Annotated in this window: 25 protein-coding genes; 14 read left to right on the top strand and 11 right to left on the bottom strand. The window is 60.6% G+C overall.

The window, feature by feature from the left end; genetic code table 11:
• The first annotated feature begins 3 nt into the window (after positions 1 to 3).
• From BG455_RS16000 to rpsD, 3 genes are all read left to right on the top strand, one after another.
• Entirely contained in the window at positions 4 to 642 is a 639-nt protein-coding gene (locus BG455_RS16000) for a response regulator transcription factor (protein ID WP_071471016.1), read from the top strand.
• 115 nt (positions 643 to 757) lie between these two features.
• Positions 758 to 1,789 carry a Hint domain-containing protein gene (locus BG455_RS16005; RefSeq protein WP_071471017.1) on the top strand — a complete coding sequence of 344 codons (1,032 nt, stop codon included), beginning with the start codon at positions 758 to 760 and terminating at the stop codon, positions 1,787 to 1,789.
• A gap of 188 nt (positions 1,790 to 1,977) precedes the next feature.
• The gene (gene rpsD, locus BG455_RS16010) at positions 1,978 to 2,598 is read left to right on the top strand and encodes a 30S ribosomal protein S4 (RefSeq protein ID WP_071471018.1); all 621 of its coding nucleotides are present in this window, start codon (positions 1,978 to 1,980) and stop codon (positions 2,596 to 2,598) included.
• Positions 2,599 to 2,769: 171 nt separating this feature from the next.
• Here the strand turns inward: rpsD and BG455_RS16015 are convergent, their stop codons facing one another.
• The 4 genes from BG455_RS16015 to argH form a co-directional block, all read right to left on the bottom strand.
• Positions 2,770 to 5,247: a DUF4175 domain-containing protein gene (locus BG455_RS16015; RefSeq protein WP_071471019.1), complete on the bottom strand. Its 2,478-nt coding sequence runs from the start codon at positions 5,245 to 5,247 to the stop codon at positions 2,770 to 2,772.
• A gap of 32 nt (positions 5,248 to 5,279) precedes the next feature.
• Positions 5,280 to 6,545: a diaminopimelate decarboxylase gene (lysA, locus tag BG455_RS16020; RefSeq protein WP_071471020.1), complete on the bottom strand. Its 1,266-nt coding sequence runs from the start codon at positions 6,543 to 6,545 to the stop codon at positions 5,280 to 5,282.
• Positions 6,546 to 6,630: 85 nt separating this feature from the next.
• On the bottom strand, positions 6,631 to 6,945 hold the full coding sequence (locus BG455_RS16025) for a DUF2834 domain-containing protein (RefSeq protein WP_071471021.1): 315 nt from the start codon (positions 6,943 to 6,945) through the stop codon (positions 6,631 to 6,633).
• Positions 6,946 to 7,069: 124 nt separating this feature from the next.
• The gene (gene argH, locus BG455_RS16030; protein WP_071471022.1) at positions 7,070 to 8,458 is read right to left on the bottom strand and encodes an argininosuccinate lyase; all 1,389 of its coding nucleotides are present in this window, start codon (positions 8,456 to 8,458) and stop codon (positions 7,070 to 7,072) included.
• Between the two features lie 182 nt (positions 8,459 to 8,640).
• On the opposite strand from argH, the gene BG455_RS16035 reads away from it, so the two are divergent.
• The 3 genes from BG455_RS16035 (at position 8,641) to amaB (ending at position 11,727) form a co-directional block, all read left to right on the top strand.
• On the top strand, positions 8,641 to 9,483 hold the full coding sequence (locus BG455_RS16035; protein WP_071471023.1) for an EAL domain-containing protein: 843 nt from the start codon (positions 8,641 to 8,643) through the stop codon (positions 9,481 to 9,483).
• A gap of 238 nt (positions 9,484 to 9,721) precedes the next feature.
• Positions 9,722 to 10,147: a universal stress protein gene (locus BG455_RS16040; protein ID WP_071471024.1), complete on the top strand. Its 426-nt coding sequence runs from the start codon at positions 9,722 to 9,724 to the stop codon at positions 10,145 to 10,147.
• Between the two features lie 80 nt (positions 10,148 to 10,227).
• Entirely contained in the window at positions 10,228 to 11,727 is a 1,500-nt protein-coding gene (gene amaB, locus BG455_RS16045) for an L-piperidine-6-carboxylate dehydrogenase (protein WP_071471025.1), read from the top strand.
• 341 nt (positions 11,728 to 12,068) lie between these two features.
• On the opposite strand, the gene BG455_RS16050 is transcribed toward amaB, so the two are convergent.
• The 3 genes from BG455_RS16050 to BG455_RS16060 are packed head-to-tail and all read right to left on the bottom strand — an operon-like array spanning position 12,069 to position 13,896.
• Positions 12,069 to 13,136 (bottom strand): 5-(carboxyamino)imidazole ribonucleotide synthase, encoded by a 1,068-nt coding sequence (locus BG455_RS16050; protein ID WP_071471026.1) that lies wholly within the window; start codon positions 13,134 to 13,136, stop codon positions 12,069 to 12,071.
• Positions 13,129 to 13,617 (bottom strand): 5-(carboxyamino)imidazole ribonucleotide mutase, encoded by a 489-nt coding sequence (purE, locus tag BG455_RS16055; RefSeq protein ID WP_071471027.1) that lies wholly within the window; start codon positions 13,615 to 13,617, stop codon positions 13,129 to 13,131. The genes BG455_RS16050 and purE overlap by 8 nt, the downstream gene beginning before the upstream one ends.
• Positions 13,618 to 13,677: 60 nt before the next feature.
• Positions 13,678 to 13,896 carry a YdcH family protein gene (locus tag BG455_RS16060; protein ID WP_071471104.1) on the bottom strand — a complete coding sequence of 73 codons (219 nt, stop codon included), beginning with the start codon at positions 13,894 to 13,896 and terminating at the stop codon, positions 13,678 to 13,680.
• 190 nt (positions 13,897 to 14,086) lie between these two features.
• Here BG455_RS16060 and BG455_RS16065 point away from each other — a divergent pair, with 190 nt between their 5' ends.
• Positions 14,087 to 14,503, top strand: coding sequence for an Hsp20 family protein (locus BG455_RS16065; protein WP_071471028.1), 417 nt, complete (start codon positions 14,087 to 14,089; stop codon positions 14,501 to 14,503).
• A gap of 11 nt (positions 14,504 to 14,514) precedes the next feature.
• Positions 14,515 to 14,739 carry a DUF1150 family protein gene (locus tag BG455_RS16070; protein WP_071471029.1) on the top strand — a complete coding sequence of 75 codons (225 nt, stop codon included), beginning with the start codon at positions 14,515 to 14,517 and terminating at the stop codon, positions 14,737 to 14,739.
• Between the two features lie 129 nt (positions 14,740 to 14,868).
• Here the strand turns inward: BG455_RS16070 and groL are convergent, their stop codons facing one another.
• Together groL and BG455_RS16080 are read right to left on the bottom strand one after the other, a co-directional pair.
• Positions 14,869 to 16,518: a chaperonin GroEL gene (groL, locus tag BG455_RS16075; RefSeq protein ID WP_071471030.1), complete on the bottom strand. Its 1,650-nt coding sequence runs from the start codon at positions 16,516 to 16,518 to the stop codon at positions 14,869 to 14,871.
• Between the two features lie 45 nt (positions 16,519 to 16,563).
• Positions 16,564 to 16,851, bottom strand: coding sequence for a co-chaperone GroES (locus BG455_RS16080; protein WP_071471031.1), 288 nt, complete (start codon positions 16,849 to 16,851; stop codon positions 16,564 to 16,566).
• Between the two features lie 241 nt (positions 16,852 to 17,092).
• Here BG455_RS16080 and BG455_RS16085 point away from each other — a divergent pair, with 241 nt between their 5' ends.
• From BG455_RS16085 to BG455_RS16100, 4 genes are all read left to right on the top strand, one after another.
• Entirely contained in the window at positions 17,093 to 18,010 is a 918-nt protein-coding gene (locus BG455_RS16085; protein ID WP_071471105.1) for a manganese-dependent inorganic pyrophosphatase, read from the top strand.
• Entirely contained in the window at positions 18,007 to 18,888 is an 882-nt protein-coding gene (locus BG455_RS16090; RefSeq protein ID WP_071471032.1) for a TIGR01459 family HAD-type hydrolase, read from the top strand. Before BG455_RS16085 ends, BG455_RS16090 begins: the two co-directional genes overlap by 4 nt.
• 221 nt (positions 18,889 to 19,109) lie before the next feature.
• Positions 19,110 to 19,553, top strand: coding sequence for a MaoC family dehydratase (locus tag BG455_RS16095; protein ID WP_071471106.1), 444 nt, complete (start codon positions 19,110 to 19,112; stop codon positions 19,551 to 19,553).
• Between the two features lie 29 nt (positions 19,554 to 19,582).
• On the top strand, positions 19,583 to 20,500 hold the full coding sequence (locus BG455_RS16100; protein ID WP_071471033.1) for a bifunctional riboflavin kinase/FAD synthetase: 918 nt from the start codon (positions 19,583 to 19,585) through the stop codon (positions 20,498 to 20,500).
• Positions 20,501 to 20,506: 6 nt separating this feature from the next.
• Here BG455_RS16100 and BG455_RS16105 read toward each other — a convergent pair whose 3' ends face one another.
• Together BG455_RS16105 and BG455_RS16110 are read right to left on the bottom strand one after the other, a co-directional pair.
• Entirely contained in the window at positions 20,507 to 22,117 is a 1,611-nt protein-coding gene (locus BG455_RS16105; protein WP_071471034.1) for a peptide chain release factor 3, read from the bottom strand.
• Positions 22,118 to 22,153: 36 nt separating this feature from the next.
• Complete coding sequence (locus BG455_RS16110; RefSeq protein ID WP_071471035.1) at positions 22,154 to 22,471, bottom strand: TraR/DksA family transcriptional regulator; 318 nt, start codon at positions 22,469 to 22,471, stop codon at positions 22,154 to 22,156.
• Between the two features lie 112 nt (positions 22,472 to 22,583).
• On the opposite strand from BG455_RS16110, the gene hisF reads away from it, so the two are divergent.
• A complete protein-coding gene (gene hisF / locus BG455_RS16115) occupies positions 22,584 to 23,345 on the top strand; it encodes an imidazole glycerol phosphate synthase subunit HisF (RefSeq protein WP_071471107.1) in 762 nt (253 codons plus the stop codon).
• Entirely contained in the window at positions 23,342 to 23,656 is a 315-nt protein-coding gene (locus BG455_RS16120) for a phosphoribosyl-ATP diphosphatase (RefSeq protein WP_071471036.1), read from the top strand. The genes hisF and BG455_RS16120 overlap by 4 nt, the downstream gene beginning before the upstream one ends.
• Positions 23,657 to 23,685 lie beyond the last annotated feature (29 nt).

Here is a 23,685-nt window from a genome sequence, read left to right on the forward strand (position 1 = left end):
GTCATGCGACTTCTGATTGCAGACGATCACCAGCTGTTACGCGATACGCTCTGCACCTTTCTGGAGCGCGAGAAAGATATTGAAATCGTAACCGCAGGCGACATTTGTGAAGTTTCGCAGATTATGGAGTCATCGGCCCCGTTCGACCTGATCTTGCTGGATTACAGCATGCCCGGCATGTGCGCATTGGGGGGATTGAAGCTGATCCTCGAGACGCCCGATGCACCGCCCGTCGCGCTGATTTCCGGTGTGGCGTCGCGGGCGATGGTGGAACGCGCATTCACCATGGGGGTGCGCGGGTTTTTGCACAAATCCATGACGGCGGCATCGCTGTTGAATGCGATCCGCTTCATGGCACTGGGCGAACGCTTTATCCCTGTCGATTTCCTGACCGAGGGCGACCCTGCACCCGATCTGATCTCTGGCAGCATCCCGCACCTGTCCGAGCGGCCTCAACTGACATCGCGCGAAAGCGAGGTTCTGCAAGCGCTGTGCGATGGCAAAACCAACAAGGAAATTGGCCGCGATCTGGGCCTGAGCGAGCCAACCATCAAGCTGCATGTCAAAACATTGTGCCGCAGGTTGGGTGTCAATAACCGCACCCAAGCTGTCATGGCCGCCATGGCACATGGGCTGCCCTAAGCGCGCATCAGCCACGCAGCGCCCCGGCACAGATTAAATTTCTGGTTTTTATCCTGAATTCTTGATAACCTCTGCACTGTAAGCTGCATAAAATAGCAGCATGTAAGAGGCAGGCATGACAACAGCTTCACCGCATGGCGGCGTGTTCGCTATTGAATGGGACGCGACGCAAATCGACGGCATGGCAGGCATAGACCCGTCATGGCTGCGCATCGGGGCCAGTTGGCAATGGACCGGCACTGCCACCCGCCTTGATGCAAATTCTTCGGTTTTGCCCCTGTTTCGCCCCATCGGGCAGCGCGATATTCGCGCGCATGCGCGGGTGATTGCACATAGGCTTACCGGCACTGTGCCCCGTCCGCAAACCGCCACAGAAATGTCGGTGCTGCCTGCGGGCGGCTTTATTCTGACAGATGGAACACTGGCCTATAGCGCACAGGTTGCGCAGGCCGGACAGAAAACACTGGTCGTGTTTGACGGACCAATCCCGCCACAGGGCAAACTGTGCTGGATCACACATCACACGCCCGCCCCGAAGGGGCCACAGGCATTTGCGCAAGATGTGATCTGCTTTGCCTCTCATACGCTGATTGCAACGCCACAAGGGCCGAAACCCGTGGCGCAGCTGCGCGCGGGTGACAAGGTCTTGACGCGCGACAATGGCCCGCAACCCGTGCTTTGGCTGGGCCAGAGCAATCTGTCGGGCCTTGCGCTGCGCCGGAACCCGCATCTGCGCCCCGTCCGGCTGCGGTGCGGGGCTGTGGGGGATGGCCTGCCGGATGAAGACCTGTATGTCTCGCCCGCGCACCGGATTATTGTCAGCGGCCCCAAGGCGCGCGCCCTGTTCGGCTGCGACGAGGTGCTTGTCAGGGCAGGTGACATGGTGAATTATACCACGATCACACAAGACCCCGCATTGCATGGGGTCGTCTATATGCACCTGCTGCTAGAGGCGCATCAGATCCTTTTCGCCAATGGTGTGCCGACCGAGAGTTTTCACCCAGCACTGGCCCCCGCGCAGACCCTGCGCGAGCATAAACACGCCTTGCGGCAGCTCTGCCCCGCATGGGTTGCAACCCCCGACAGCTATGGCCCACCCGCGCGGCGCTGCCTGCAAACCGGCGAGGCCGCACTTCTGGCCGCCTGAAGGGCGCGCGACCCGCATTGACACCACCCGCGCCATCTGTATAAGCGCGCAATCTGTGGCGCATCTGCGCCCTGATTTTATTGGTGTTGGGGGCCCTTGCAAAAGGCAGCCTGTCGCCCGCCACAAGCGGGAGAGGACAACGCCCTTCATATCGCCCCATCAGGGGCTGCAACCGAAGGAGATCAGCCGTGACCAAACGCACGTCTGCCAAGTACAAACTCGACCGCCGTATGGGCGAAAACATCTGGGGCCGTCCGAAAAGCCCTGTGAACCGCCGCGAATATGGCCCCGGCCAGCACGGCCAGCGCCGCAAGGGCAAATTGTCGGATTTCGGCACCCAGCTGCGCGCCAAGCAAAAGCTGAAGGGCTATTACGGCGATCTGACCGAAAAGCAGTTCCGCCGCATCTATGCCGAGGCAGAGCGCGTCAAGGGTGATACAGGCGAAAACCTGATCGGCCTGCTGGAGCGCCGCCTTGATGCCGTGATCTACCGCGCGAAATTTGTGCCAACAGTGTTTGCGGCCCGCCAGTTCGTGAACCACGGCCATGTCACTGTGAATGGCGCGCGCGTCAACATCCCCAGCTACCGCGTCAAGGAAGGCGATGTCATCGCAATCCGCGACAAGTCCAAGCAACTGGCCATCGTGCTGGAAGCTGTTGGTCTGGCAGAGCGTGATGTGCCTGATTACATGGAAGTCGACCACTCCAAGATGACCGCCACGTTTGTGCGCACACCATCCTTGGGCGACGTTCCCTATCCGGTTCAGATGGAACCAAACCTTGTGGTCGAATTCTACGCGAAGAACTGATCTTCGCCGCCACAACCGGACTATTCAAAAGCCCTGCCAATCCGGCAGGGCTTTTTTCGTGCCCTGCCCCTGCGCGGGTTCCAAGCGGCGCGCAAGGGTGGGTGGGTGGGCGTGACGCTTGGAACCCGCGCAGGGGCAGGCTGGATATATAAAGCCCCAAAGCGGGCGCGTTCAGAAGCGGTCCAGCAACCGGCGCAGGTAATCCAACTCGGCCTCGGGGCGGTCCAGTTCGGCAGAACGGCGGCGCAATTCTTCCAGCAAATCCTGTGCGCGGCGATAGACATCTTCGCCCTGCAACAGGTTGTCATCAGTGCCCACTTCGCCGCCCTGATTGCGGTCGCGCCCCAGCGGGTCGCGGCTGGTGCCATCGCCGCCCCGCTCGCTGCCGGCCTGATCGCCCTGCTGCTCGCGCTGGTCTTGCGCGCGGGCCTCGTTCATGGCGCGCATCCCGTCGCGCATGGCTTCCATGGCATCGGCCTGACGGCTTAGCGCCTCGCCCGTCTCGCCATTCTCCAGCGCCTCGGCTGCGTCTTCCATCGCGCGCTGCGCACGCTCCAGCGCCTCTAGCGCGGCATCGCCTTCGGGGGTGCCCTCGCCGGGCAGGGGTTGCAGTTGCTGGTCGCGCAACTGGTCAGCCAGACCGCGCTGCCGCTCGCCAAGCGCACGTCCTTGGCCCTCGCCCTCGCCTTCTCCCTGTTCGCCATCGCCACGCTCTTCACCATTGCGGAATTCATCCTGCAATTCGTTGAACGTGTCGTCGGACAGGTTCTGCTGCTCGCGCAGCGTCTCGCCCAGACCTTCCATCGCCTGATCGCCGGGCATGCCTTCGCCGCCCTGCCCTTCGGCCACCTGCAAATTCTCCAGCAGCGCATTCAACTGCGCCAGAAGCTCTGCCGCCTCGTCCATGCGGCCTTCTTCCATCAGCTCCTGAATCCGGTCCAGCAACTCCTGAATCTGGTCTTGGGTAATCTCCATGCTCTCGTCATCCATCGGCGGCTCGCCCCGTTCGCGCGGCTGTTCGGCAAGCTGGCGCATGTAATCGCGCATCGCTTCGCGCAATTCTTCCATCAATTCGGCAATCTCGGCGGGGTCGGCGCCGTTGCGCACGGCTTCATCCAGCATTTCCTGTGCGCGGCGCAGACGTTCGCGGGCATCTGCCAACTCGCCTTCTTCCAGCAACACCGCCAGATCCCACATCTTCTCTGACAACTCGTCGCGCAAAGCGTCATCCATGCGGCCCTGATCCAGACTGGCCAGCAGCATGTCGCGCGCCTCGACAAAGCGGATCCGCCCCTCGACCGAGCGGAAAGCCTCTTGCGGCCTATGCCCGATGGCTTTCATCAGGTCCGCCACGCGGTGTGCATTCTCGCGCGTCCATAGCAGATCGCGGCGCAATTCGATCACCGCCGCCGCCATCGGATCGAAGAACCGCCGCCCCGGCAACACCATCTGCGTGGCCTCGGTCATGTCAGTCTGGCCGCGTGCATCTTCGACTTGCAGCGCAATCGTCACCGGCAGGTTGGCCCAAGGGTGCTGCGAGAAATCCTCGATGAAGGCATCTTCAATCTCGCTGCGTGACCCTGATGCGGGCATCGGCAGGGGCAAAGCCAGATCATTGCGCGGCTCGGGGTCTGCTGCCAGACCAAAGCGCCGCTCGACATTCTCAAGGTCCAGCGCAACGCGCACCTCGCCATCCACGACGCCGTAATCATCGCTGGCACTGAAATCCTGACGCATCAGCCCGCCGCGTTCCCGCTCGGCGCTGCCGCGCAGTGCTACATTTGGCGGCTGGTCCACCAAAGCCACCACTTCCCAATCGCGCCCCGCAGGCCCGCGCACTGTCAAGCGGCCAGAGCGTTCAATCTCGAAATCCTGCGCCATGTCGGTCGGGTCATATTCACCCCTGTCAGACAGACTTTCCTGCACCGACATAATGCCTTGCTGCCCGTAAAACCGGACCGTTACGCGGCTGCCTTGGGGCAGGTCCAGCCGCACGCGGTCCACCTCGTTCAGATACAGGCTTGGGCGGCCCGTATAGCTGGGCGGCTGCACCCAGACTTCCCATGACGGGCCAAGCGCCACGGCTTCGGCACGGCCCGGGAGCTGCGCGATTTCAGGCAATTCCGACACGCGCGAAGGTGCGCCGAACAGCAGCGCCACCACAAAGCCCGTCAGCGCCACATAGCGCAGGCCAAAGCGGTCGAATCGCGCCAGACGCGTATCACCCCTGACCGCGCGCGCATGCAACAGCCGCGCCTGCATCCGCGCCAGATGCGCAGCCCAGACGCGGCGAGAGGCCATGTCCTGCGCGCCAATCGCCTGCTCATCTGCCAAGGTGCTGATAGGCCGACCGGGCATGGAGGCATCTAACCTGTCTGCCGCCTCGGACCGGGTGGGGATGCGCAAGCGCCAGAAGCCCAGACCAAAGGCCACCACCAGCGCCACCGCCGCGCCCAGAACCGCGGACAAGGTCCAGACAGGCGGCAAAACGTCCTGCACCCCGAACCCAAGCGCCGCGATCCCGAACAACAGGATCGTCGTGAAAGGCCAGAAGGCGCGTGCCAGCCGCTCTGCCCACAGCCCTGCAAGTGTGCCGCGCAAGGCGCGCGTCAGGGCGGGGTTGGTGTCGCTGGGTTTGCGTCTGCGCATAAGCCCTCGTTTCAGGTCACCGCTTTATCGGGTTACAACCATGCAGGTAACGTATCTCGATTAATGATCTCGTCAAAGCTTGGACGCGGGCGGATGACAGCATATTGATCATCTTTCACCAGAACTTCGGGGATCAGCGGACGCGTGTTATACTCTGACGCCATAACCGCGCCGTAGGCCCCCGCAGACCGGAACGCCACCAGATCACCCGCCAACAAGGGCGGCATATCGCGCCCCTTGGCAAAAGTGTCCCCCGATTCGCAGACAGGGCCGACAATATCTACAGGGTGCTGTTCGACAGCTGCCGCAGCTTCTACCACTGGCACAATGTCATGATGCGCCCCGTACATCGCAGGGCGGATCAGGTCATTCATCGCCCCGTCAAGGATCAGGAAATCCCGCCCCTCGCCCTGTTTCAGGTAGAGGACCGAGGCCACCAGAATACCCGCATTGCCCGAGATCAGACGCCCCGGTTCAATCTCGATCTCGACATCCAGATCCCCCAGAACGCGCCGGATCATCGCGCCATAGTCCATCGGCAAAGGCGGCGTTTCATTCGAGCGGGTGTAGGGAATGCCCAAGCCGCCCCCCAGATCCAGCCGCCGGATGGTGTGACCATCGGCGCGCAAGTCGCGCGTCAGATCGGCAATCTTGGTAAACGCCGCCTCGAACGGGGCAAGATCGGTCAACTGGCTGCCGATATGCACATCAACGCCCACCACCTCGATGCCCGGCAGGGATGCGGCAAGCCTGTAGATGTCGCGCGCCTGCGCAATTGGGACGCCGAATTTGTCTTCCTTGCGCCCTGTGGCAATTTTCTCGTGGGTCTTGGCGTCCACATCGGGGTTCACGCGCAAAGTGATCGGCGCCACAGCGCCAAGGCTGGTGGCCACTTCGGACAGCACGCGCAATTCCTCGGCGGATTCCACATTGAACTGGCGGATGCCGTGGGTCAGGGCAAAGGCCATCTCGCTTCGGGTTTTGCCGACACCGGAAAACACGATCCTGTCGCCCGGCACGCCTGCGGCCAGCGCGCGCCGATACTCGCCCCCCGAGACAACATCCATGCCTGCGCCCAAATTGCCCAAAGTGCGCAAGATCGCCTGATTGGACAGCGACTTGATGGCGAAACACACAAGATGGTCCATACCCGAGAGCGCCTCTTGAAACAGGCGGAAATGCCGGGTGAGCGTGGCGGTAGAGTAGCAATAAAACGGGGTGCCGACAGCGGCGGCAATCTCGGTCAAGGGCACATCTTCGGCATGCAGGATGCCATTTTGATACTGGAAATGGTCCATCAAAGGCGCTTTCAGTCAGGCGATGGGGCAGGATGAGAGGGCGGGAGCCTCCGGCGGGAGTATTTGGAGCAAGAAAATGAACCCGTCACTTGGGGCTTGAGCGCAGGAACAGATAGAGCGGCAACCCGCAAGAGACGCCGATGCAAAACGTGGCCGGAATGGCCAGAAGCCCGATGAAGCGGCGGCGCTGCCATGTTTCCACCAGCACGAAGATCGTCAACGTGACTGCCGCGATGGTCAGATCCCAGACCAGACCCGTGGTCGAGGCATTGGCGTGCCACGCATCCACCATGGCCATCAGCGACCATTCATTCTGTATGAACCATGTGATGAACCAATACATAGGATGAATCGTGCCCCAGATGGCAAGGGCAAGGTAGGTCAGGCGCAGCGGGGTCATAGTGTTTTACTCACGCCCAAGGTGACTTCTCCGCTCAGGCTGGCCCCTGGGCCTGCATGGGTTGGGGGCGCTTCCGCGCCGCAGGCGGATAGGGCGAAAGCAACAGCAAGCAGCGCGTATTTCATCAAGACCCCTCTTTCCACCGCGCGATCTGGGCGCGCACATTGTCAGGTGCAGTGCCGCCATAGCTTGTCCGGCTGGCGACCGAGTTCTGCACACCCAATACAGAATAGACCGCCTGCGTGATTTCGCCATGTATTTTCTGCATCTCGTCTAAGCTGAGATCGGCGAGGTCGCAGCCCTTATCCTCGGCCAGTTTGACAAGTGCGCCTGTGACATGATGCGCCTCTCGGAAAGGCAGGTTCAGCGCGCGCACCAGCCAGTCGGCCAGATCGGTGGCGGTGGAGAAGCCGGACGATGCCGCTGCTTCCAGCGCCGCGCGGTTGGCCGTCAGATCGCGCACCATGCCTTCCATTGCGGCAAGGCCAAGGATCAGGTTATCTGCCGCGTCAAACACCTGTTCCTTGTCTTCCTGCATGTCCTTGGAATAGGTCAGCGGCAGCCCCTTCATGACGGTGAACAGTGCCACTGTCGCGCCCAAGATACGCCCCAGTTTCGCGCGCAGCAATTCGGCGGCATCGGGGTTGCGTTTTTGCGGCATGATGCTGGAGCCGGTCGAGAACCTGTCGGACATACGCACGAACCGGAATTGCGCCGAGGACCAGATGACCAGTTCTTCGGCAAAGCGCGACAGATGCATCGCACAGATCGAGGCTGCGCCCAGAAATTCCAGCGCAAAGTCACGATCCGAAACAGTGTCGAGCGAGTTGGCGGTGGGCCGGTCAAACCCCAGCGCCTGCGCCGTCATGTGGCGGTCGATGGGAAAAGACGTGCCCGCAAGGGCTGCCGCGCCCAGCGGGCATTCATTCATGCGGCGGCGCGCATCTTGAAAGCGGCCTTTGTCGCGGGCGAACATTTCGACATAGGCCAGCATATGATGGCCCCAAGTGACAGGTTGCGCGGTTTGCAAATGGGTGAAGCCCGGCATGATCCAGTCTGCACCTGCTTCGGCCTGCGCCAGAAAGGCGTTGATCAGCGCATCCAGACCCGCAATCGCGGCATCGCATTGGTCGCGCACCCACATGCGGAAATCCAGCGCCACTTGGTCATTGCGCGACCGGGCGGTGTGCAGGCGGCCCGCAGGCGCGCCGATAATCTCGCTCAAGCGCGCCTCGACATTCATATGGATGTCTTCCAGCGCGGTCGAGAAGGTGAAACTGCCTGCCTCGATCTCTTGCAAGACCTGCACCAAGCCTGCGTCAATGGCGGTTGCATCCTCGGGCTGGATAATTCCGGTTGCGGCCAGCATCGCGGCATGGGCGCGCGAGCCTGCGATATCTTGCGGCGCAAGGCGCTTGTCGAACCCGATCGAGGCATTGATCGCCTCCATGATCGCGTCTGGCCCCGCGCTGAAGCGCCCGCCCCACATTGTATTTGCCGATTTTTTATCCATGACCAAGCATCCCGTCCAAACGCAATTCCGGCACGGATATACGCCCGCCCCGACACGAAGGCAATCAGCGCGACAGCACGCCGCGCGCGAGAGGATAATAGATGGCATTTTAAGGAAGGGCTGCGAATTAACGGCTGATTAAACCATAACTGCCAAGATAGGCAAAACGCGGGAGAATACGTATGCCAACGCGCCTTGTCACCGAACCCCCAGTCGATGCCATCTATGGCTCGCCCCTGTCCTGCGCGGCAGAGGAGCAGCGCAGGGATACACTGAAAATGGTGCGCGCCGCGCTGGAAGACCGGCGCGCGGTGCTGGCCTTTCAACCTGTCGTGCAGGCCCGCATGCCCAAACGCGCGGCCTTTTATGAGGGGTTGATCCGGATCATCGACCATACAGGGCGGGTGATTCCGGCTGCGGATTTCATGGATGCTGTCGAAACCAACGAAATCGGGCGGCGAATTGATTGCCTTGCGCTGGAAATGGGTCTGGCCACATTGGCAAGCGAACCCTCGGTCCGGATATCCGTCAATATGTCCGCACGCTCTATCGGGTATCCGGAATGGCTGGCCACGCTGGAACGGGGCTTGCGCCATATGCCCCAAATTGGCGAACGCCTGATTCTGGAGATTACGGAATCCTCTGCCATGGTGATGCCCGACATGGTGACCGTGTTCATGCAGGATATGCAGGAAAGGGGCATCTGCTTTGCGCTGGATGATTTTGGCGCAGGCTATACCGCGTTTCGCTACCTCAAGGATTTCTACTTCGATATCGTCAAGATTGACGGGGCCTTCATTCGGGACATCACCCATGAAGCCGACAATCAGATACTGGTGCAGGCGCTTGTCTCGATCGCGCGCCATTTCGACATGTTCACAGTCGCCGAATCTGTCGAAACGGCAGAGGATGCGCAAACATTGGTCAAAATGGGGGTCGACTGTCTGCAAGGATATTATTTCGGTGCGCCATCCATACAGGAACCCTGGAAAATCTCGCAATTGAAACCCCGCCGGACAGGATAATGCCAAGGCGCGCCCTGTTGCACGCGCGCCTGCGTTGCCCCTGCGCCCCGCACCATCTGGCAGGGCGCAGGTCAGGATGTGCCCCCGCGCGTCACCAGCTTTCCTTGTGAAACATAGGTCTTTCTCAATTTGGGGTTGCTTCTGCGGTGCGGGTCATGTCCAATCACCCAAGTATCTGTGAAAGCAGGTTTGGCCCTGCGCGTGCATCGAGAACACATCACCACATCCGGAGGGGATAATGGCGAAGAAAATCTTGTTGCCCATAGACCTGAACTCACCCGCCTCTTGGATCAAACCATTGGCCGAAGCGCAGGATATGTTGATCAAGGGGGGTGAATTGCACGTCGTCAGCGTGTTGCCGGATTTCGGCATGTCGATGGTTGGCACGTTTTTCAAGGCGGGGTTTGAACAAACCGCCCTGCACCAGTTTGGCGAGGCGTTGCGCAACTGGGTCAAGCAAAATGTCCCCGGCGCGGTGGAGGTGCATCCCCATATCCTGCATGGCAATATCTATGACGAGATCTTGCGCGCGGCAGACAAGCTGGATGTGGACCTGATCATTCTGGCCGCCCACCGGCCAGAGGCGAAAGACTACCTGCTGGGGCCGAATGCCGCGCGGGTGGTGCGCCATGCCAAGCAATCTGTCTATGTGGTGCGCGGCTGAGCAAGGCCGGGGGCGCGCGCCCCGCAAGTGCCACGACATAGGTGCCAGCCCGCCCCACCCCCTTGGAAGGAGCTGAAAATATGACCCATGACGCCCCCCTTGCCGCTGCAGGCCTGACCAAAGCCGCGCTGTCAGGCGGCACGCTGGCAGTATATTCGCCCATAGACGGGGCCGAAGTGGCGCAACTGCATGAAACCGCGCTGGACGACATGCCTGCCATCATCGCCCGCGCGCAATCCGCTTTCCGCCAATGGCGCAGTGTGCCAGCGCCGCGCAGGGGTGAATTGGTGCGCCTGTTTGGCGAGGAATTGCGCACAGCCAAGGCGGCATTGGGCGATTTGGTCACGCTGGATGCTGGCAAGATCACCTCTGAGGGGCTGGGCGAAGTGCAGGAAATGATTGATATCTGCGACTTTGCCGTGGGCCTGTCACGCCAGCTTTACGGGTTGACCATCGCCTCGGAACGTCCGGGGCACCGCATGGCGGAAACATGGCACCCTATGGGGCCGGTGGCGATTATCTCGGCCTTCAACTTTCCGGTGGCCGTGTGGTCGTGGAATGCCGCACTGGCGCTGGTCTGCGGCAATCCGATCATCTGGAAGCCGTCCGAGAAATCGCCCCTGACGGCAATGGCCGCCCATAAATGCCTTGAACGCGCGCTGGCGCGATTCGGCGATGCCCCCGAAGGGTTAAGCCAGCTTGTCATCGGCGGGTCGGAAATCGGCGCGGCACTGGTCGAGAGCCGTGACGTGCCGATCGTGTCGGCCACAGGGTCCACGCGCATGGGCCGACTGGTCGGGCCAAAGGTCATGGCGCGGTTCGGGCGGCCCATTCTGGAACTGGGCGGCAATAACGCCATGATCGTGGCCCCCACGGCCGATCTGGATATGGCAGTGCGCGCGATTGTGTTCAGCGCGGTTGGCACGGCGGGGCAGCGCTGCACTTCGCTGCGCCGGCTGATCGTGCATAACTCGATCCGCGCCGCGCTGGTGGAGCAGCTGAAAGCCGCCTATGCCACACTGCCCGTGGGCGACCCGCGCGCGCCCGGCACGCTGGTTGGCCCGCTTGTCGATAATGGTGCCCGCGCGCGGATGCTGGAACAACTGGACCGCGCCCGCGCCGATGGCGGCACTGTGCATGGCGGCGTGTCTGTAACAGATCGCGTGCCACAGGGCGGGGCCTATGTCACGCCCGCGCTGGTGGAGATGGCCGCCCAGACAGACTGCGTGCGCGAAGAAACCTTTGCGCCGATCTTGTATGTGATGGGCTATGACACTTTGGAAGAGGCGATTGCGATGCAAAATGATGTGCCGCAGGGCCTGTCGTCGTGCATTTTCACCCTTAACCTGCGCGAGGCGGAAACCTTTTTGTCGGCAGCGGGGTCTGATTGCGGGATTGCCAATGTCAATATCGGCCCGTCGGGCGCTGAAATTGGCGGGGCCTTCGGAGGCGAGAAGGAAACCGGCGGCGGGCGCGAAAGCGGGTCTGACGCATGGAAAGGCTATATGCGCCGCCAGACCTGCACAGTGAACTATTCGGCAGAACTGCCACTGGCGCAAGGGGTGCGCTTTGACATCTAGTCTTCGCCAGCTGACAATAGATTGGCAATGACGGCTTTGACGGGATTGGCGAAAGATGGATAGCAAACTGAAGCCGCGCAGCGTCGGGCCGTGGTGCGGCGATCCGCGCCCTCTTCTACAGCACTTTATGCTGGCCAAATCCGCGGAAGATTAAGGCTTTGCGCAGTGCCAAGCCAAATCGCCGTGCCGGGGTACGGCCCGGCGATGCGCGGCGGCGCTACGCGCCTCGACTCCGCGCGAACGGCTGAAAACTCCCGAAAACTGACCTTTGTCACGCATGACGGCATCTTGTGTGAAGAAACCCGATAAAGGCTTGGGGGCCTTTACCACGCGAAAGGGCGTTAGCGGATAATCCGGTTCACATGCCCCATCTTGCGCCCTGCGCGCACCTCTGGCTTGCCGTATAAATGGACAGCCACATCGCGCGTGCGCAGCAATTCGGGCACGCGGTCCAGATCATCGCCGATCAGGTTTTCCATCACCACATCCGCATGCCGCCCGCCATCGCCCAAGGGCAGGCCCGCAACCGCGCGGATATGCTGTTCAAACTGGTCGATGCTGCACCCGTTCTGCGTCCAATGGCCGGAATTATGGACGCGCGGGGCGATTTCATTGACGATCAGCGCGTCCGGCGTGACAAACAACTCGACCCCCAGAACACCGACATAGTCCAGCGCATTCAGTATCTTGGCCGCCAGCAGAACCGCGTCGCTGCGCTGGCGCCCGTTCAGGCGCGCAGGCACGCGGGTTTCGCGCAAGATGCCCGCTTCATGCACATTTTCGCCCGGATCAAAGGCTGCAACCTCGCCCGTCACCCCACGCGCGGCAATGACCGAGATTTCTTGCGAAAAGCTGACAAACCCCTCAAGGATCGCAGATGCGCCCTGCATCGCATCCCATGCGGGCTGGATATCGGCCGCAGTGTCGATCCGCGCCTGCCCTTTTCCGTCATAGCCCATGCGGCGGGTTTTCAGAATGGCAGGCATGCCAAGCTGGTCCACCGCGCGCGCCAGATCCTCGGGGCCATCGACAGGCGCAAAAGGTGCCGTCTCCAGCCCAAGGCTGCGCAGAAACTCTTTCTCGGTCAGCCGGTCCTGCGACACAGACAGCGCGCGGCGTCCGGGGCGGATGGGGCGCAAGGGTTCCAGCAGATCAAGGGTTGCAGTGGGGATATTCTCGAACTCGAAGGTAATAACATCGACCTGTGCTGCAAATTGCGCCAGCGCCTGCACATCCTCCCACGGGGCGGTTGTGACATGCTGGGCAACATGGCCCGCGGGCGGTTGGGGGCTTGGGTCATAGATGTGGCAGCGATAGCCCAAACGCGACGCCGCGACCGACAGCATGCGCCCCAATTGCCCACCGCCCAAGATGCCGATGACGCCGCCTTGTGCCAATGCCTCAGTCATCGCAGGGCACCTCGGGGATAGAGGCTGTCAGATCGGCGCGCCACTGGTCCAGACGCTGGGCCAATCCTGCGTCCTGCAACGCCAGAATGCCTGCCGCCATCAGCCCTGCATTGGCAGCACCCGCCGCCCCGATGGCCATTGTTGCCACCGGATAGCCGCGCGGCATCTGCAAGATGGAATACAAGCTGTCCACACCTGACAAGGCTTTGGTCTGCACTGGCACGCCGATCACCGGCACGCGGGTTTTTGACGCCATCATGCCGGGCAAATGCGCCGCACCGCCTGCGCCTGCGATGATCACCTGCAAACCGCGCTCGACAGCACTGCGCCCATAGTCCCACAGCCTGTCCGGTGTGCGATGGGCGGAAACGATGCGCGTCTCGTAGCTGACTTTCAACTCATCAAGCAGTTGCGCGGCTTCGCGCAGTGTTGGCCAGTCAGACTGGCTGCCCATGATGATTCCTACCCGAATATCGGACATATGGCCCCTCTTGGCTGGTTTTGCGCGACTATACCAAGGCGCGGCACAGGCGCAATCGCATCAGGCGATGATATCGGGGGTCAATTCATCTTCAATCCGCGCAATATGGTCTTTCAGCCTCAGCTTTTCTTTCTTCAGGCGCTGGATCGTCAGTTGCGCCCCCGGCCCCTGTTCCTGAAGGGCGGCAATCGCTTCATCAAGATCGCGGTGCTTCTGGCGCAACACTTCAAGTTTGACACGCAACATGTCTTCATGGCTCAGTTCCTGCGGAGAATTCATGGGCGCGATTCTGTTCCTGTTTCTTGTTGCGCGACGATAGCCGGAAAAACCCTGCGGCAAAAGCCTTTGATCGGGGCGGCGCGACAGCTTGCCTCTTGTGGTGCGCAGAAAGGGCACCATATTCTAAGTACATAGGGTCGCCGCATGCGGGGCCCGCAGCAATGTCGCTTACGAGAAAGGGCTGAAGCTGATGACAAAACTGAATTTCCCGTCGCACCCGCTGCTGCTGGGGTTCGACAGGCTGGAGCGGCTGGTTGAACGCACGGCGCGGGCGGGAACGGATGGCTACCCGCCATTCAATATCGAAGTGACGGAACCGAACAAATTTCGCATCACACTGGCGCTGGCCGGTTTCCGCGAAGAGGATTTGTCGATCACAGTCGAGAAACGCCAGTTGCTGATTCACGGAAAACAGCAAGACCCCGACAAGGATACACGCGTGTTCCTGCATCGTGGCATTGCGGCGCGCCAGTTCCAACGCGCCTTTGCACTGGCCGATGGTGTCGATGTGGCGCAGGCGCGTCTGGAAGACGGGCTTTTGCATATCGACCTGATGCGCAAGGAACCCGAAGACACTGTTCAGACAGTGCCCATAACCCGAGGCTGAGAGGTAAGCAGATGAATAGCGAATTTCCCATCAACACAACGGGTCGCCCGATTGCCTATGTCCGCCCGATCAAGGCAAGCGATCTGCCCGAAGAGATCCGTGACCAGTTGCCCGGCGTGACCGACCTGTATGCCATCCACCACGAGGAAGGCGAGCGGCTGGCACTGGTGACCGACCGCACAATGGCCTTTGTAATGGCCCGCCAGAATGACATGGAGCCGGTCAGCGTGCATTGACCGCCTCCCGGCCATGACCCCGAAAAGCGCCCCGAGGGGCGCTTTTTTCATGCCGGTGTGCTTCGCTGGACCAAAAAAGGGCCGGGAAAACGCCCGGCCCTTCGTCAATAGTGGTGCTGTGGCAGCAGCTTACATCATGCCGCCCATGCCGCCCATGCCACCCATATCGGGCATGCCGCCGCCGCTTTGGCCTTTCGGCTCTGGCTTGTCGGCGATCATCGCTTCGGTTGTGATCAGCAGACCAGCAACCGATGCGGCGTCTTGCAGTGCAGTGCGCACAACTTTGGCAGGGTCGATGACGCCGAATTTGAACATGTCGCCATATTCACCAGTCTGCGCATTGAACCCGAAGGTTTTGTCGTCGGTTTCACGGATCTTGCCTGCAACAACCGAACCGTCAAAGCCAGCATTGTCGGCAATCTGGCGCAGCGGCGCTTCGATCGCGCGGCGGATGATGTTGATGCCAACATCCTGATCGCTGTTTTCGCCTTTCAGGCCGTCAAGGGCTTTCGCACCCTGGATCAGCGCAACACCGCCGCCCACGACGATACCTTCCTGAACCGCAGCCCGAGTTGCGTTCAGCGCGTCATCGACACGGTCCTTACGCTCTTTGACTTCGATTTCGGACATGCCGCCCACGCGGATGACAGCAACGCCACCGGCCAGCTTGGCCAGACGCTCTTGCAGCTTTTCGCGGTCGTAGTCGGATGTGGTTTCTTCGATCTGCTGACGGATCTGCGACACGCGTGCCTCGATCTCGGCTTTCTCGCCTGCGCCATCAACAACAGTGGTGTTGTCTTTGGTGATCGTGACTTTCTTGGCGCGGCCCAGCATGTCCATGGTCACGCTTTCCAGCTTCATGCCCAGGTCTTCGCTGATGACCTGACCGCCTGTCAGAACTGCGATATCCTGCAGCATCGCCTTGCGACGATCGCCAAAGCCAGGTGCCTTTACAGCAGCAATTTTCAGGCCGCCGCGCAGCTTGTTGACAACCAGAGTTGCCAGCGCTTCGCCTTCGACATCTTCTGCGATGATCAGCAGAGGCTTCTGGCTCTGGATCACCTGCTCCAGCAGGGGAACCATGGGCTGAAGCGACGAGAGTTTCTTCTCGTGGATCAGGATGATCGCGTCATCCAGTTCTGCAACCATTTTGTCGGGGTTGGTCACGAAATAGGGGGACAGGTAGCCGCGGTCGAACTGCATGCCTTCGACAACATCGGTTTCTGTGTCCAGACCCTTGTTCTCTTCAACAGTGATCACGCCTTCGTTGCCGACTTTCTGCATCGCGTCCGCAATCTGGCGACCGATTTCAGCTTCGCCATTGGCCGAGATGGTGCCGACTTGGGCAACTTCTGCGCTGTCATTGACAGGGCGTGCTGCAGCTTTGATCGCTTCGACAACTTTGGTGGTTGCCAGATCGATGCCGCGCTTCAGGTCCATCGGATTCATGCCAGCGGCAACCGATTTCAGGCCTTCGCGCACAATCGCTTGTGCCAGAACAGTTGCGGTCGTGGTGCCGTCGCCTGCTTCGTCATTGGTGCGCGAGGCCACTTCTTTGACCATCTGCGCGCCCATGTTCTCGAACTTGTCTTCCAGTTCGATTTCCTTGGCAACAGTCACACCGTCCTTCGTGATGCGCGGTGCGCCGAAGGATTTGTCGATCACGACATTGCGGCCTTTGGGGCCGAGAGTAACTTTTACAGCATCCGCAAGGATGTTGACGCCGCGCAGCATACGGTCGCGGGCATTTGTACTAAATTTGACGTCCTTAGCAGCCATTTGGGTGCCTCCTGGTTGTCTGTGTTTGAATTGAATTCAGCGAAATCAGGCCATAATGCCCAGGATGTCGCTTTCTTTCATGATCAGCAGCTCTTCGCCGTCAATCGTCACTTCTGTGCCCGACCATTTGCCGAACAGAACGCGATCACCAGCTTTTACAGCCATATCGATCAGTTCGCCCGAATCCTTGCGCGCGCCTTCGCCTGTGGCGATGATTTCGCCTTCAGCGGGCTTTTCCTTGGCGCTTTCCGGAATGATCAGACCGCCTTTGGTTTTTTCGTCGCCTTCGACACGACGGACGAGAACACGGTCATGCAACGGTTTAAATGCCATCTGAGAACGCTCCTTTGGTTCCAGGTTAAAATTCTGTTATCACTCGCACTGGTCGAGTGCTAACGACGCAGAGATAGGGATGCGCGCCTTGCCTGTCAACAGCATTATCTTTCAAAAAATACTTGCATCGTCGGGATGCGGCTTTGGGCCTTGCACAGCGTGACAAGCGCCGCAACCAAAGCTATAAGCAGCGCGAAACATGCCTTTGGCATATGCCATCACAACACACGGAATTGCAGCGATGATCAAAGTTTTCGGCCATTACTCTCCCGATACCGACTCGACCGGCTCGCCCCTGATCTGGGCGTGGTATCTGACCCAGATCAAAAACACCCCCGCCGAGGCCGTGTTGCTGGGCCAGCCCAATACCGAAGCCAAGTTCGCGCTGGAACATTGGGGCTTTGAGCAACCGGAAATCCTGCAAGATCTGGGCGCGGGCACACCTGTTGTGATTGTGGACACCAACAACCCGGACGAGTTGCCAAAGAATATCAATGATGCCGATATTCAGGGAATCATCGACCACCACAAACTTGTGGGCGGGCTGGAAACCAAAGGCCCGATTGATATTACCATTCGCCCCCTCGCCTGCACCGCCACGCTGATGTATGAGTTGATCGGCAAGCACATGGCGCAGGCCCCGCGCGGGGTGAAGGGCATGATGCTGTCTTGCATCCTGTCGGACACGCTTGAATTCCGCTCTCCGACCACCACACAGACCGACCGTGCGGTGGCGCATGCGCTGGCCGAGGAACTGGGCGTTGATATTGGCGATCTGGCCACACAGATGTTTGCCGCGAAATCCGATGTGTCGGCCTTTTCCGATGCGGAATTGCTGAAGATGGACGCCAAGAAATACAAGGTTGGCGACAAGACGTTCCGCATCTCGGTTCTGGAAACCACTGCGCCCGATCAAATTTTATCGCGCAAGGATGCGCTTGTGGCTGCCATGCCCGCTGTCGCCGCCGAAGATGGCGCGGATGAGGTGATGCTGTTTGTTATCGACATTCTGAACGAAGAAGCCACGTTGCTGGTGCCAAATGATCTGGTGCGCACTGTTGCTGAAAAATCCTTCAACGTCACGGTTGCGGGCGATTCCATTGTGCTGCCCGGCGTCATGAGCCGCAAAAAGCAGATCATTCCGGTGCTGACACAGTGACACGCATCCTCTCAGACTTTGCCGAGATTTCGGCCAACTATAATCTGGCCTTGGTTGATCTGTGGGGCTGCGTGCATAATGGCCAGCGGGTGTATCCCGCCGCCGAAGCGGCGCTTCAGGCGTTTCGCAAGGCGGGGGGCTGCGTGGTGCTGGTCACCAACTCGCCCCGCCCGACAATCGGGGTGCAAAAGCAGCTGGATGCGATGGGCCTTGCAAAAGACGCCTATGATGGCATCGCCACCTCTGGCGATGCGGCGCAGGCGGGCATGCTGACAGGTGCTGTCGGGCGGCGCGTCTGGCATCTGGGGCCGGAAAAGGATGATGGCTTCTTCACCAAGCTGCCCGACTGGGCCAAGGACCACCCCCCGATCGAGCGTGTGCCCTTTGACGAGGCCGAGGGCATTGTCTGCACCGGCCCTTTCAACGAAATGGAAGAGACGCCGGAAGATTATCGCGGGCGCTTTCTGTCGGCCAAGGTGAGGGGGTTGAAACTGCTTTGCGCCAATCCTGATCTTATCGTCGATTATGGCGACACGCGCATCTATTGCGCTGGTGCCTTGGCGCAGCTGTATGACCAGATGGGCGGCGAGAGCTTCTATTTCGGCAAACCCCACCCGCCCATCTATGATCTGGCGCGGCGGGTTGCGACGCAAACAGGGCTGAAGTTTTCCGAAGACCGCACGATTGCCATTGGTGACGGGATCGGCACCGACATCAAGGGTGGCATGGTCGAAGGGTTCGACACCCTGTTCATCACCGGCGGGCTTGCTGCCAGTGAATTCGGCACAGATGTCGAAAACCCCGATGCGGCCTTGCTGGACGGCTGGATTGGCGCACAAGACATGCGGCCGACATTCGCCATAGGCCGCCTGCGCTAAGCCTGACCGCTTCTGCCTGAACACGCCCCGTCCCATGGTCGGGGCGTTTTTCATCCGCCCCTGCGACACCACGCCGCGCAACAAAATTACCGCATTTTTGCCACTTTGGTATGATTATTACGCAAGGCAGTTGCGCAAAAGGCCATGATCGGCTATTGCTGCACCGCAACACCGATCAGGATTCGCGTTTCAGAAGGGTACAAGCAATGTTGGACAACGGTATGAATGACAACCTTCCCCGTGGCACCATTTGCATCGAGGATCTCGAAATCGGGATGATGCGCTACCTGCGCAAGGAAATCACCAACCGCGACATTGAACTGTTTGCCGAAGTCTCGACCGACCGGAACCCGGTGCATCTGGACGATGACTATGCCCAAGACACCATTTTTGAAGGCCGCATCGCGCATGGCATGCTGACTGCGGGTCTTATCTCGGCGGTGATCGGCGAACAGCTGCCCGGCCATGGTACGATCTATATGGGCCAGACGCTGAAATTCATGGCCCCAGTCCGCCCCGGCGATGTGGTGCTGGCCGAAGTCAAAGTGCTGACCATTGACTATGCGAAACGGCGCGTCACACTTGAATGTCGCTGCATGGTAGGGGATATGACTGTCCTGAAGGGCGAAGCCACAGTATTGGCACCAAGCCGCAAATTCGACTAAGGGCGGGCGCGATGCCCCGCAGGGGGCAGATGCAGAGATTTCACCATTGGCGCGACCCACAGCCCGCTGACAAGGGTGCCTCGGTTGCGATGGGCAATTTCGATGGTGTGCATCGCGGCCACCAACGCGTGATCGATCTGGCGCGCCGCCCCGATGCACCCTTGGGGATTATCTGTTTCGAGCCGCACCCGCGCGAATTCTTCGCCCCCGACGCCCCCCCATTCCGCCTGATGAGTTCCGAGACACGCGCCAACCGGCTGGCGCGGATCGGGGTAGAACGCCTGTACGAGCTGCCCTTCGGGCGCGAAATGTCCAGCTTCACCGCCGAGGAATTCGCCCGCGAGGTTCTGGCGCAGGGGCTTGGTGTGGGCCATGTCGTGGTGGGCGCGGATTTCTGTTTTGGCAAGGGGCGGCAGGGCAAAGCCAGCGATCTGGAACGCCTTGGCCGGGAATTGGGGTTTGAGGTCACGATAGCCCCCCTGCTGGCCGAAGGGGATCAGGTGTTCTCCTCTACCGCGATCCGGCAGGCCATCACCGAAGGGCGCACACGCGACGCCGCCGACATGCTGGGCCATTGGCACCGCATAGATGGCGAGGTACTGCACGGCGAAAAGCGCGGGCGCGAATTGGGGTATCCCACTGCGAATATGTCCATCACCGGCCTGCACCCGCCGCGCTTTGGCGTCTATGCCGTGCTGGTCGATGTGCCGGAACAAGGGCAGTTCCACGGGGTCGCCTCGATCGGGGTGCGGCCGATGTTCGGGGAAAACCTGCCCAATCTTGAAAGCCATCTGTTCGACTTCAAGGGTGATCTGTACGGGCAACACCTGTCAGTCGCCCTCATCGCGCATCTGCGCGACGAGATGCGCTTTGACAGTCTAGAGGGGCTGATCACCCAGATGGATGCAGACAGCGCACAGGCCCGCGCCATTCTGGGCGCACTATAGCCCCGGTCAGGTGCCGTGCATTTCCTTGATCGCGGTCAGGCGGATGTCGGGGTAATCGCGGCCCACGCGGTCGATATCCCATTGCAGGCGGGTCATGAAAACCGGGTCGCCATCGGTATCAGTGGCCATATGCTGTTTGTTGGCGGCAGTGAATTTCTCGACCGCCAGCTTTTCACCCGCCACCCAACGCGCCGAGGTGAATTGAGTAGGCTCGAACCGCACTGGCAGGCCATATTCCAACTCGATCCGGCTGGCCAACACCTCGTATTGCAACTGCCCCACCACCCCCACGATAAAGCCTGACCCGAAAACCGGCTTGAACACTTTGGCCGCGCCTTCTTCGGCGAATTGGGTCAGCGCCTTGTCCAGATGCTTGGCTTTCATCGGGTCGCCCGCGCGGCAGGCTTGCAGCAATTCGGGCGCGAAGGACGGGATGCCGGTGAAACGCAGCGCCTCGCCCTCGGTCAGGGCGTCGCCAATGCGCAACTGGCCGTGGTTGGGAATGCCGATAATGTCGCCTGCCCACGCCTCTTCCGCCAATTCACGGTCAGCGGCCAGAAACAGCACAGGGCTTGCCACGGTCATCTGCTTTTTGGACCGCACATGCGTCAGCTTCATTCCGCGTTCAAAATGGCCAGAGGCAAGGCGCACAAAGGCCACGCGGTCGCGGTGCTTGGGGTCCATATTGGCCTGCACCTTGAAGACAAAACCCGTCACCTTGTCTTCTTCGGGCGCAATCTGGCGGCTTTCGGCTTTTTGTATCTGGGGTTCGGGCGCATAGGCGGCGATACCGTCCATCAATTCCTTCACCCCGAAAGAATTGATCGCAGAGCCGAACCAGATGGGTGTCAGATGCCCTTCAAGCACCGATTTCGGGTTCAAGGGCGGCAGCAATTCGCGCGCCATCTCGACCTCTTCGCGCAGCTGCGCCAGCAGGTCGGCGGGGATATGCGCCTCCATCGCGGGGTCGTCCAGACCTTCCAGCACGATGGTTGCGCCCACCTTGTTGCGGTCGGCGCGGTCCATCAGTTCCAGCCGGTTGCGCAGCAGGTCATAGCAGCCCAGAAATTCAGCCCCGCGCCCGATGGGCCAGCTTGCTGGCGTCACGTCAATGGCAAGGTTTTGCTGGATTTCGTCAATGATGTCGAAGGTTTCGCGGCTCTCTCTGTCCATCTTGTTACAAAATGTCAGGATCGGCAGGTCGCGCAAGCGGCACACCTCGAACAATTTGCGGGTCTGGGATTCGACGCCTTTGGCCCCGTCAATCACCATCACGGCCGCATCCACAGCCGTCAGCGTGCGATATGTATCTTCCGAGAAATCCGAGTGGCCCGGCGTATCGACCAGATTGAAGCGGTATTTCCCGAAATCAAACGACATGGCCGAGGCCGAGACAGAAATGCCCCGATCCTTTTCCATTTGCATGAAATCCGAGCGCGTGCGCCGCGCCTCGCCCTTGGCGCGCACCTGCCCCGCCATCTGGATCGCACCGCCAAACAGCAGGAATTTTTCAGTCAGCGTCGTCTTGCCCGCATCAGGATGCGAGATGATGGCGAAGGTGCGGCGCCGCGCGATTTCGGGCGACAAGTCTGGGCGGTTTTGTGCGTGATCCAACATGGCGCGCGTATACGGCCAGACACAGGCCCGCGCAAGTTATTGCGCGCAGTTCCGGCAGAAGGGGGTGGCGGGCAACAGGTCCAGCCGCTGTTCGCTGATATCGTTGCCACATGTCACACAGAACCCGTATTCGCCCGCCTCAATACGCTTTAGCGCCGCGTCCAGCATCAGGATTTCTTTTTGCGCCGCAAGGCCCAAGGCTTCCAGCGTTTCATCCTCTTCATGCTCAACCGCGTTGTCTTCCCAATCGGGGCTGCCATGTGCACCAAGTTCCTGATCGACGGAACTCATGCGGGCCATCAACTCCAGTCGGCGGTCCTTGATCTGGGCAGTGCGTGCGGCGATGTCGGTCATGATTGGCATTCCTTTTTGGTATTCAACAATCTTGCGCCAGTTTCGTGCCCATGTCCTTGATCCGCATCAAATCCCCCTTTTCGTGGCCGCGCCCGCAGGCTATGACAACGCCATGTTGAAAACACGCATCATCCCCTGCCTTGATGTCGCCGATGGCCGCGTGGTCAAGGGCGTGAATTTCGTTGACCTGCGCGATGCCGGCGATCCGGTCGAGGCTGCGAAAGCCTATGACGCGGCGGGGGCGGATGAACTGTGCTTTCTTGATATCCACGCGACCCATGAAAACCGTGGCACCATGTTCGATCTGGTCACGCGCACGGCAGAAAACTGTTTCATGCCGCTGACAGTTGGCGGCGGGGTGCGCACGGTCGAGGATGTGCGCGCGCTGCTTCTGGCGGGGGCGGATAAGGTGTCGTTCAATTCTGCCGCTGTGGCCGACCCCGATGTGGTGGCCCGCGCGGCGGACCGTTTCGGCAGCCAGTGCATTGTTGTGGCGATTGACGCCAAAACCGTCAGCCCCGGCAAATGGGAGATTTTCACCCATGGCGGGCGAAAGCCCACGGGCATTGATGCGGTGGAATTCGCGCGCATTGTGGCGGCCAAGGGTGCGGGGGAAATTCTGCTGACAAGCATGGACCGCGACGGCACGCGCGCAGGCTTCAACCTGCCGCTGACCCGCGCCATTGTCGATGCCGTGTCGATTCCGGTTATCGCGTCGGGCGGGGTGGGCACGCTGGATCACTTGGTCGAGGGCGTGACGGTTGCAGGCGCCTCTGCCGTGCTGGCCGCGTCGATCTTCCATTTCGGGGAATACACGATTGGCGAGGCGAAAGCCCATATGGCCACCGCTGGCATACCTGTGAGGCTGGCATGAGCGCGCTGGAGCGGCTGGCCGCCACCATCGCGGCGCGACAGGGCGCGGACCCGGAAAGCAGCTGGACTGCGAAACTGCTGGCCAAAGGCCCCGAGAAATGCGCCGAGAAATTCGGCGAAGAGGCGATTGAAGCCGTGATCGAGGCGGTCAAGGGTGACAAGGCGCGTCTGACATCCGAGGCGGCAGATGTGCTGTATCACCTGCTGGTCATGTGCGCCGCGCGCGGGGTGACGTTGGCTGAAATCGAGGCTGAACTTGCCCGCCGCGAAGGCACCTCTGGTGTGGCCGAGAAGGCCGCGCGCCAGCCCTAAGCGACCTTGCCCCGCCTTGCGCAGGGGTA

Source organism: Roseinatronobacter thiooxidans (assembly GCF_001870675.1).
In the GTDB taxonomy this organism is placed as follows: Bacteria; Pseudomonadota; Alphaproteobacteria; order Rhodobacterales; family Rhodobacteraceae; genus Roseinatronobacter; species Roseinatronobacter thiooxidans.

Excerpts from the sequence above, each read along its gene's own strand:
- purE (WP_071471027.1), bottom strand. The coding sequence starts at position 13,617 with ATGTCCGATATTCGGGTAGGAATCATCATGGGCAGCCAGTCTGACTGG.
- amaB (WP_071471025.1), top strand. The coding sequence starts at position 10,228 with ATGACCCATGACGCCCCCCTTGCCGCTGCAGGCCTGACCAAAGCCGCG.
- groL (WP_071471030.1), bottom strand. The coding sequence starts at position 16,518 with ATGGCTGCTAAGGACGTCAAATTTAGTACAAATGCCCGCGACCGTATG.
- BG455_RS16100 (WP_071471033.1), top strand. The coding sequence starts at position 19,583 with ATGCAGAGATTTCACCATTGGCGCGACCCACAGCCCGCTGACAAGGGT.
- BG455_RS16025 (WP_071471021.1), bottom strand. The coding sequence starts at position 6,945 with ATGACCCCGCTGCGCCTGACCTACCTTGCCCTTGCCATCTGGGGCACG.
- BG455_RS16040 (WP_071471024.1), top strand. The coding sequence starts at position 9,722 with ATGGCGAAGAAAATCTTGTTGCCCATAGACCTGAACTCACCCGCCTCT.
- lysA (WP_071471020.1), bottom strand. The coding sequence starts at position 6,545 with ATGGACCATTTCCAGTATCAAAATGGCATCCTGCATGCCGAAGATGTG.
- BG455_RS16105 (WP_071471034.1), bottom strand. The coding sequence starts at position 22,117 with ATGTTGGATCACGCACAAAACCGCCCAGACTTGTCGCCCGAAATCGCG.
- BG455_RS16080 (WP_071471031.1), bottom strand. The coding sequence starts at position 16,851 with ATGGCATTTAAACCGTTGCATGACCGTGTTCTCGTCCGTCGTGTCGAA.
- BG455_RS16060 (WP_071471104.1), bottom strand. The coding sequence starts at position 13,896 with ATGAATTCTCCGCAGGAACTGAGCCATGAAGACATGTTGCGTGTCAAA.
- argH (WP_071471022.1), bottom strand. The coding sequence starts at position 8,458 with ATGGATAAAAAATCGGCAAATACAATGTGGGGCGGGCGCTTCAGCGCG.
- BG455_RS16065 (WP_071471028.1), top strand. The coding sequence starts at position 14,087 with ATGACAAAACTGAATTTCCCGTCGCACCCGCTGCTGCTGGGGTTCGAC.
- hisF (WP_071471107.1), top strand. The coding sequence starts at position 22,584 with ATGTTGAAAACACGCATCATCCCCTGCCTTGATGTCGCCGATGGCCGC.
- BG455_RS16035 (WP_071471023.1), top strand. The coding sequence starts at position 8,641 with ATGCCAACGCGCCTTGTCACCGAACCCCCAGTCGATGCCATCTATGGC.
- BG455_RS16120 (WP_071471036.1), top strand. The coding sequence starts at position 23,342 with ATGAGCGCGCTGGAGCGGCTGGCCGCCACCATCGCGGCGCGACAGGGC.
- BG455_RS16015 (WP_071471019.1), bottom strand. The coding sequence starts at position 5,247 with ATGCGCAGACGCAAACCCAGCGACACCAACCCCGCCCTGACGCGCGCC.
- BG455_RS16000 (WP_071471016.1), top strand. The coding sequence starts at position 4 with ATGCGACTTCTGATTGCAGACGATCACCAGCTGTTACGCGATACGCTC.
- BG455_RS16085 (WP_071471105.1), top strand. The coding sequence starts at position 17,093 with ATGATCAAAGTTTTCGGCCATTACTCTCCCGATACCGACTCGACCGGC.
- BG455_RS16070 (WP_071471029.1), top strand. The coding sequence starts at position 14,515 with ATGAATAGCGAATTTCCCATCAACACAACGGGTCGCCCGATTGCCTAT.
- BG455_RS16110 (WP_071471035.1), bottom strand. The coding sequence starts at position 22,471 with ATGACCGACATCGCCGCACGCACTGCCCAGATCAAGGACCGCCGACTG.
- BG455_RS16050 (WP_071471026.1), bottom strand. The coding sequence starts at position 13,136 with ATGACTGAGGCATTGGCACAAGGCGGCGTCATCGGCATCTTGGGCGGT.
- BG455_RS16005 (WP_071471017.1), top strand. The coding sequence starts at position 758 with ATGACAACAGCTTCACCGCATGGCGGCGTGTTCGCTATTGAATGGGAC.
- BG455_RS16095 (WP_071471106.1), top strand. The coding sequence starts at position 19,110 with ATGAATGACAACCTTCCCCGTGGCACCATTTGCATCGAGGATCTCGAA.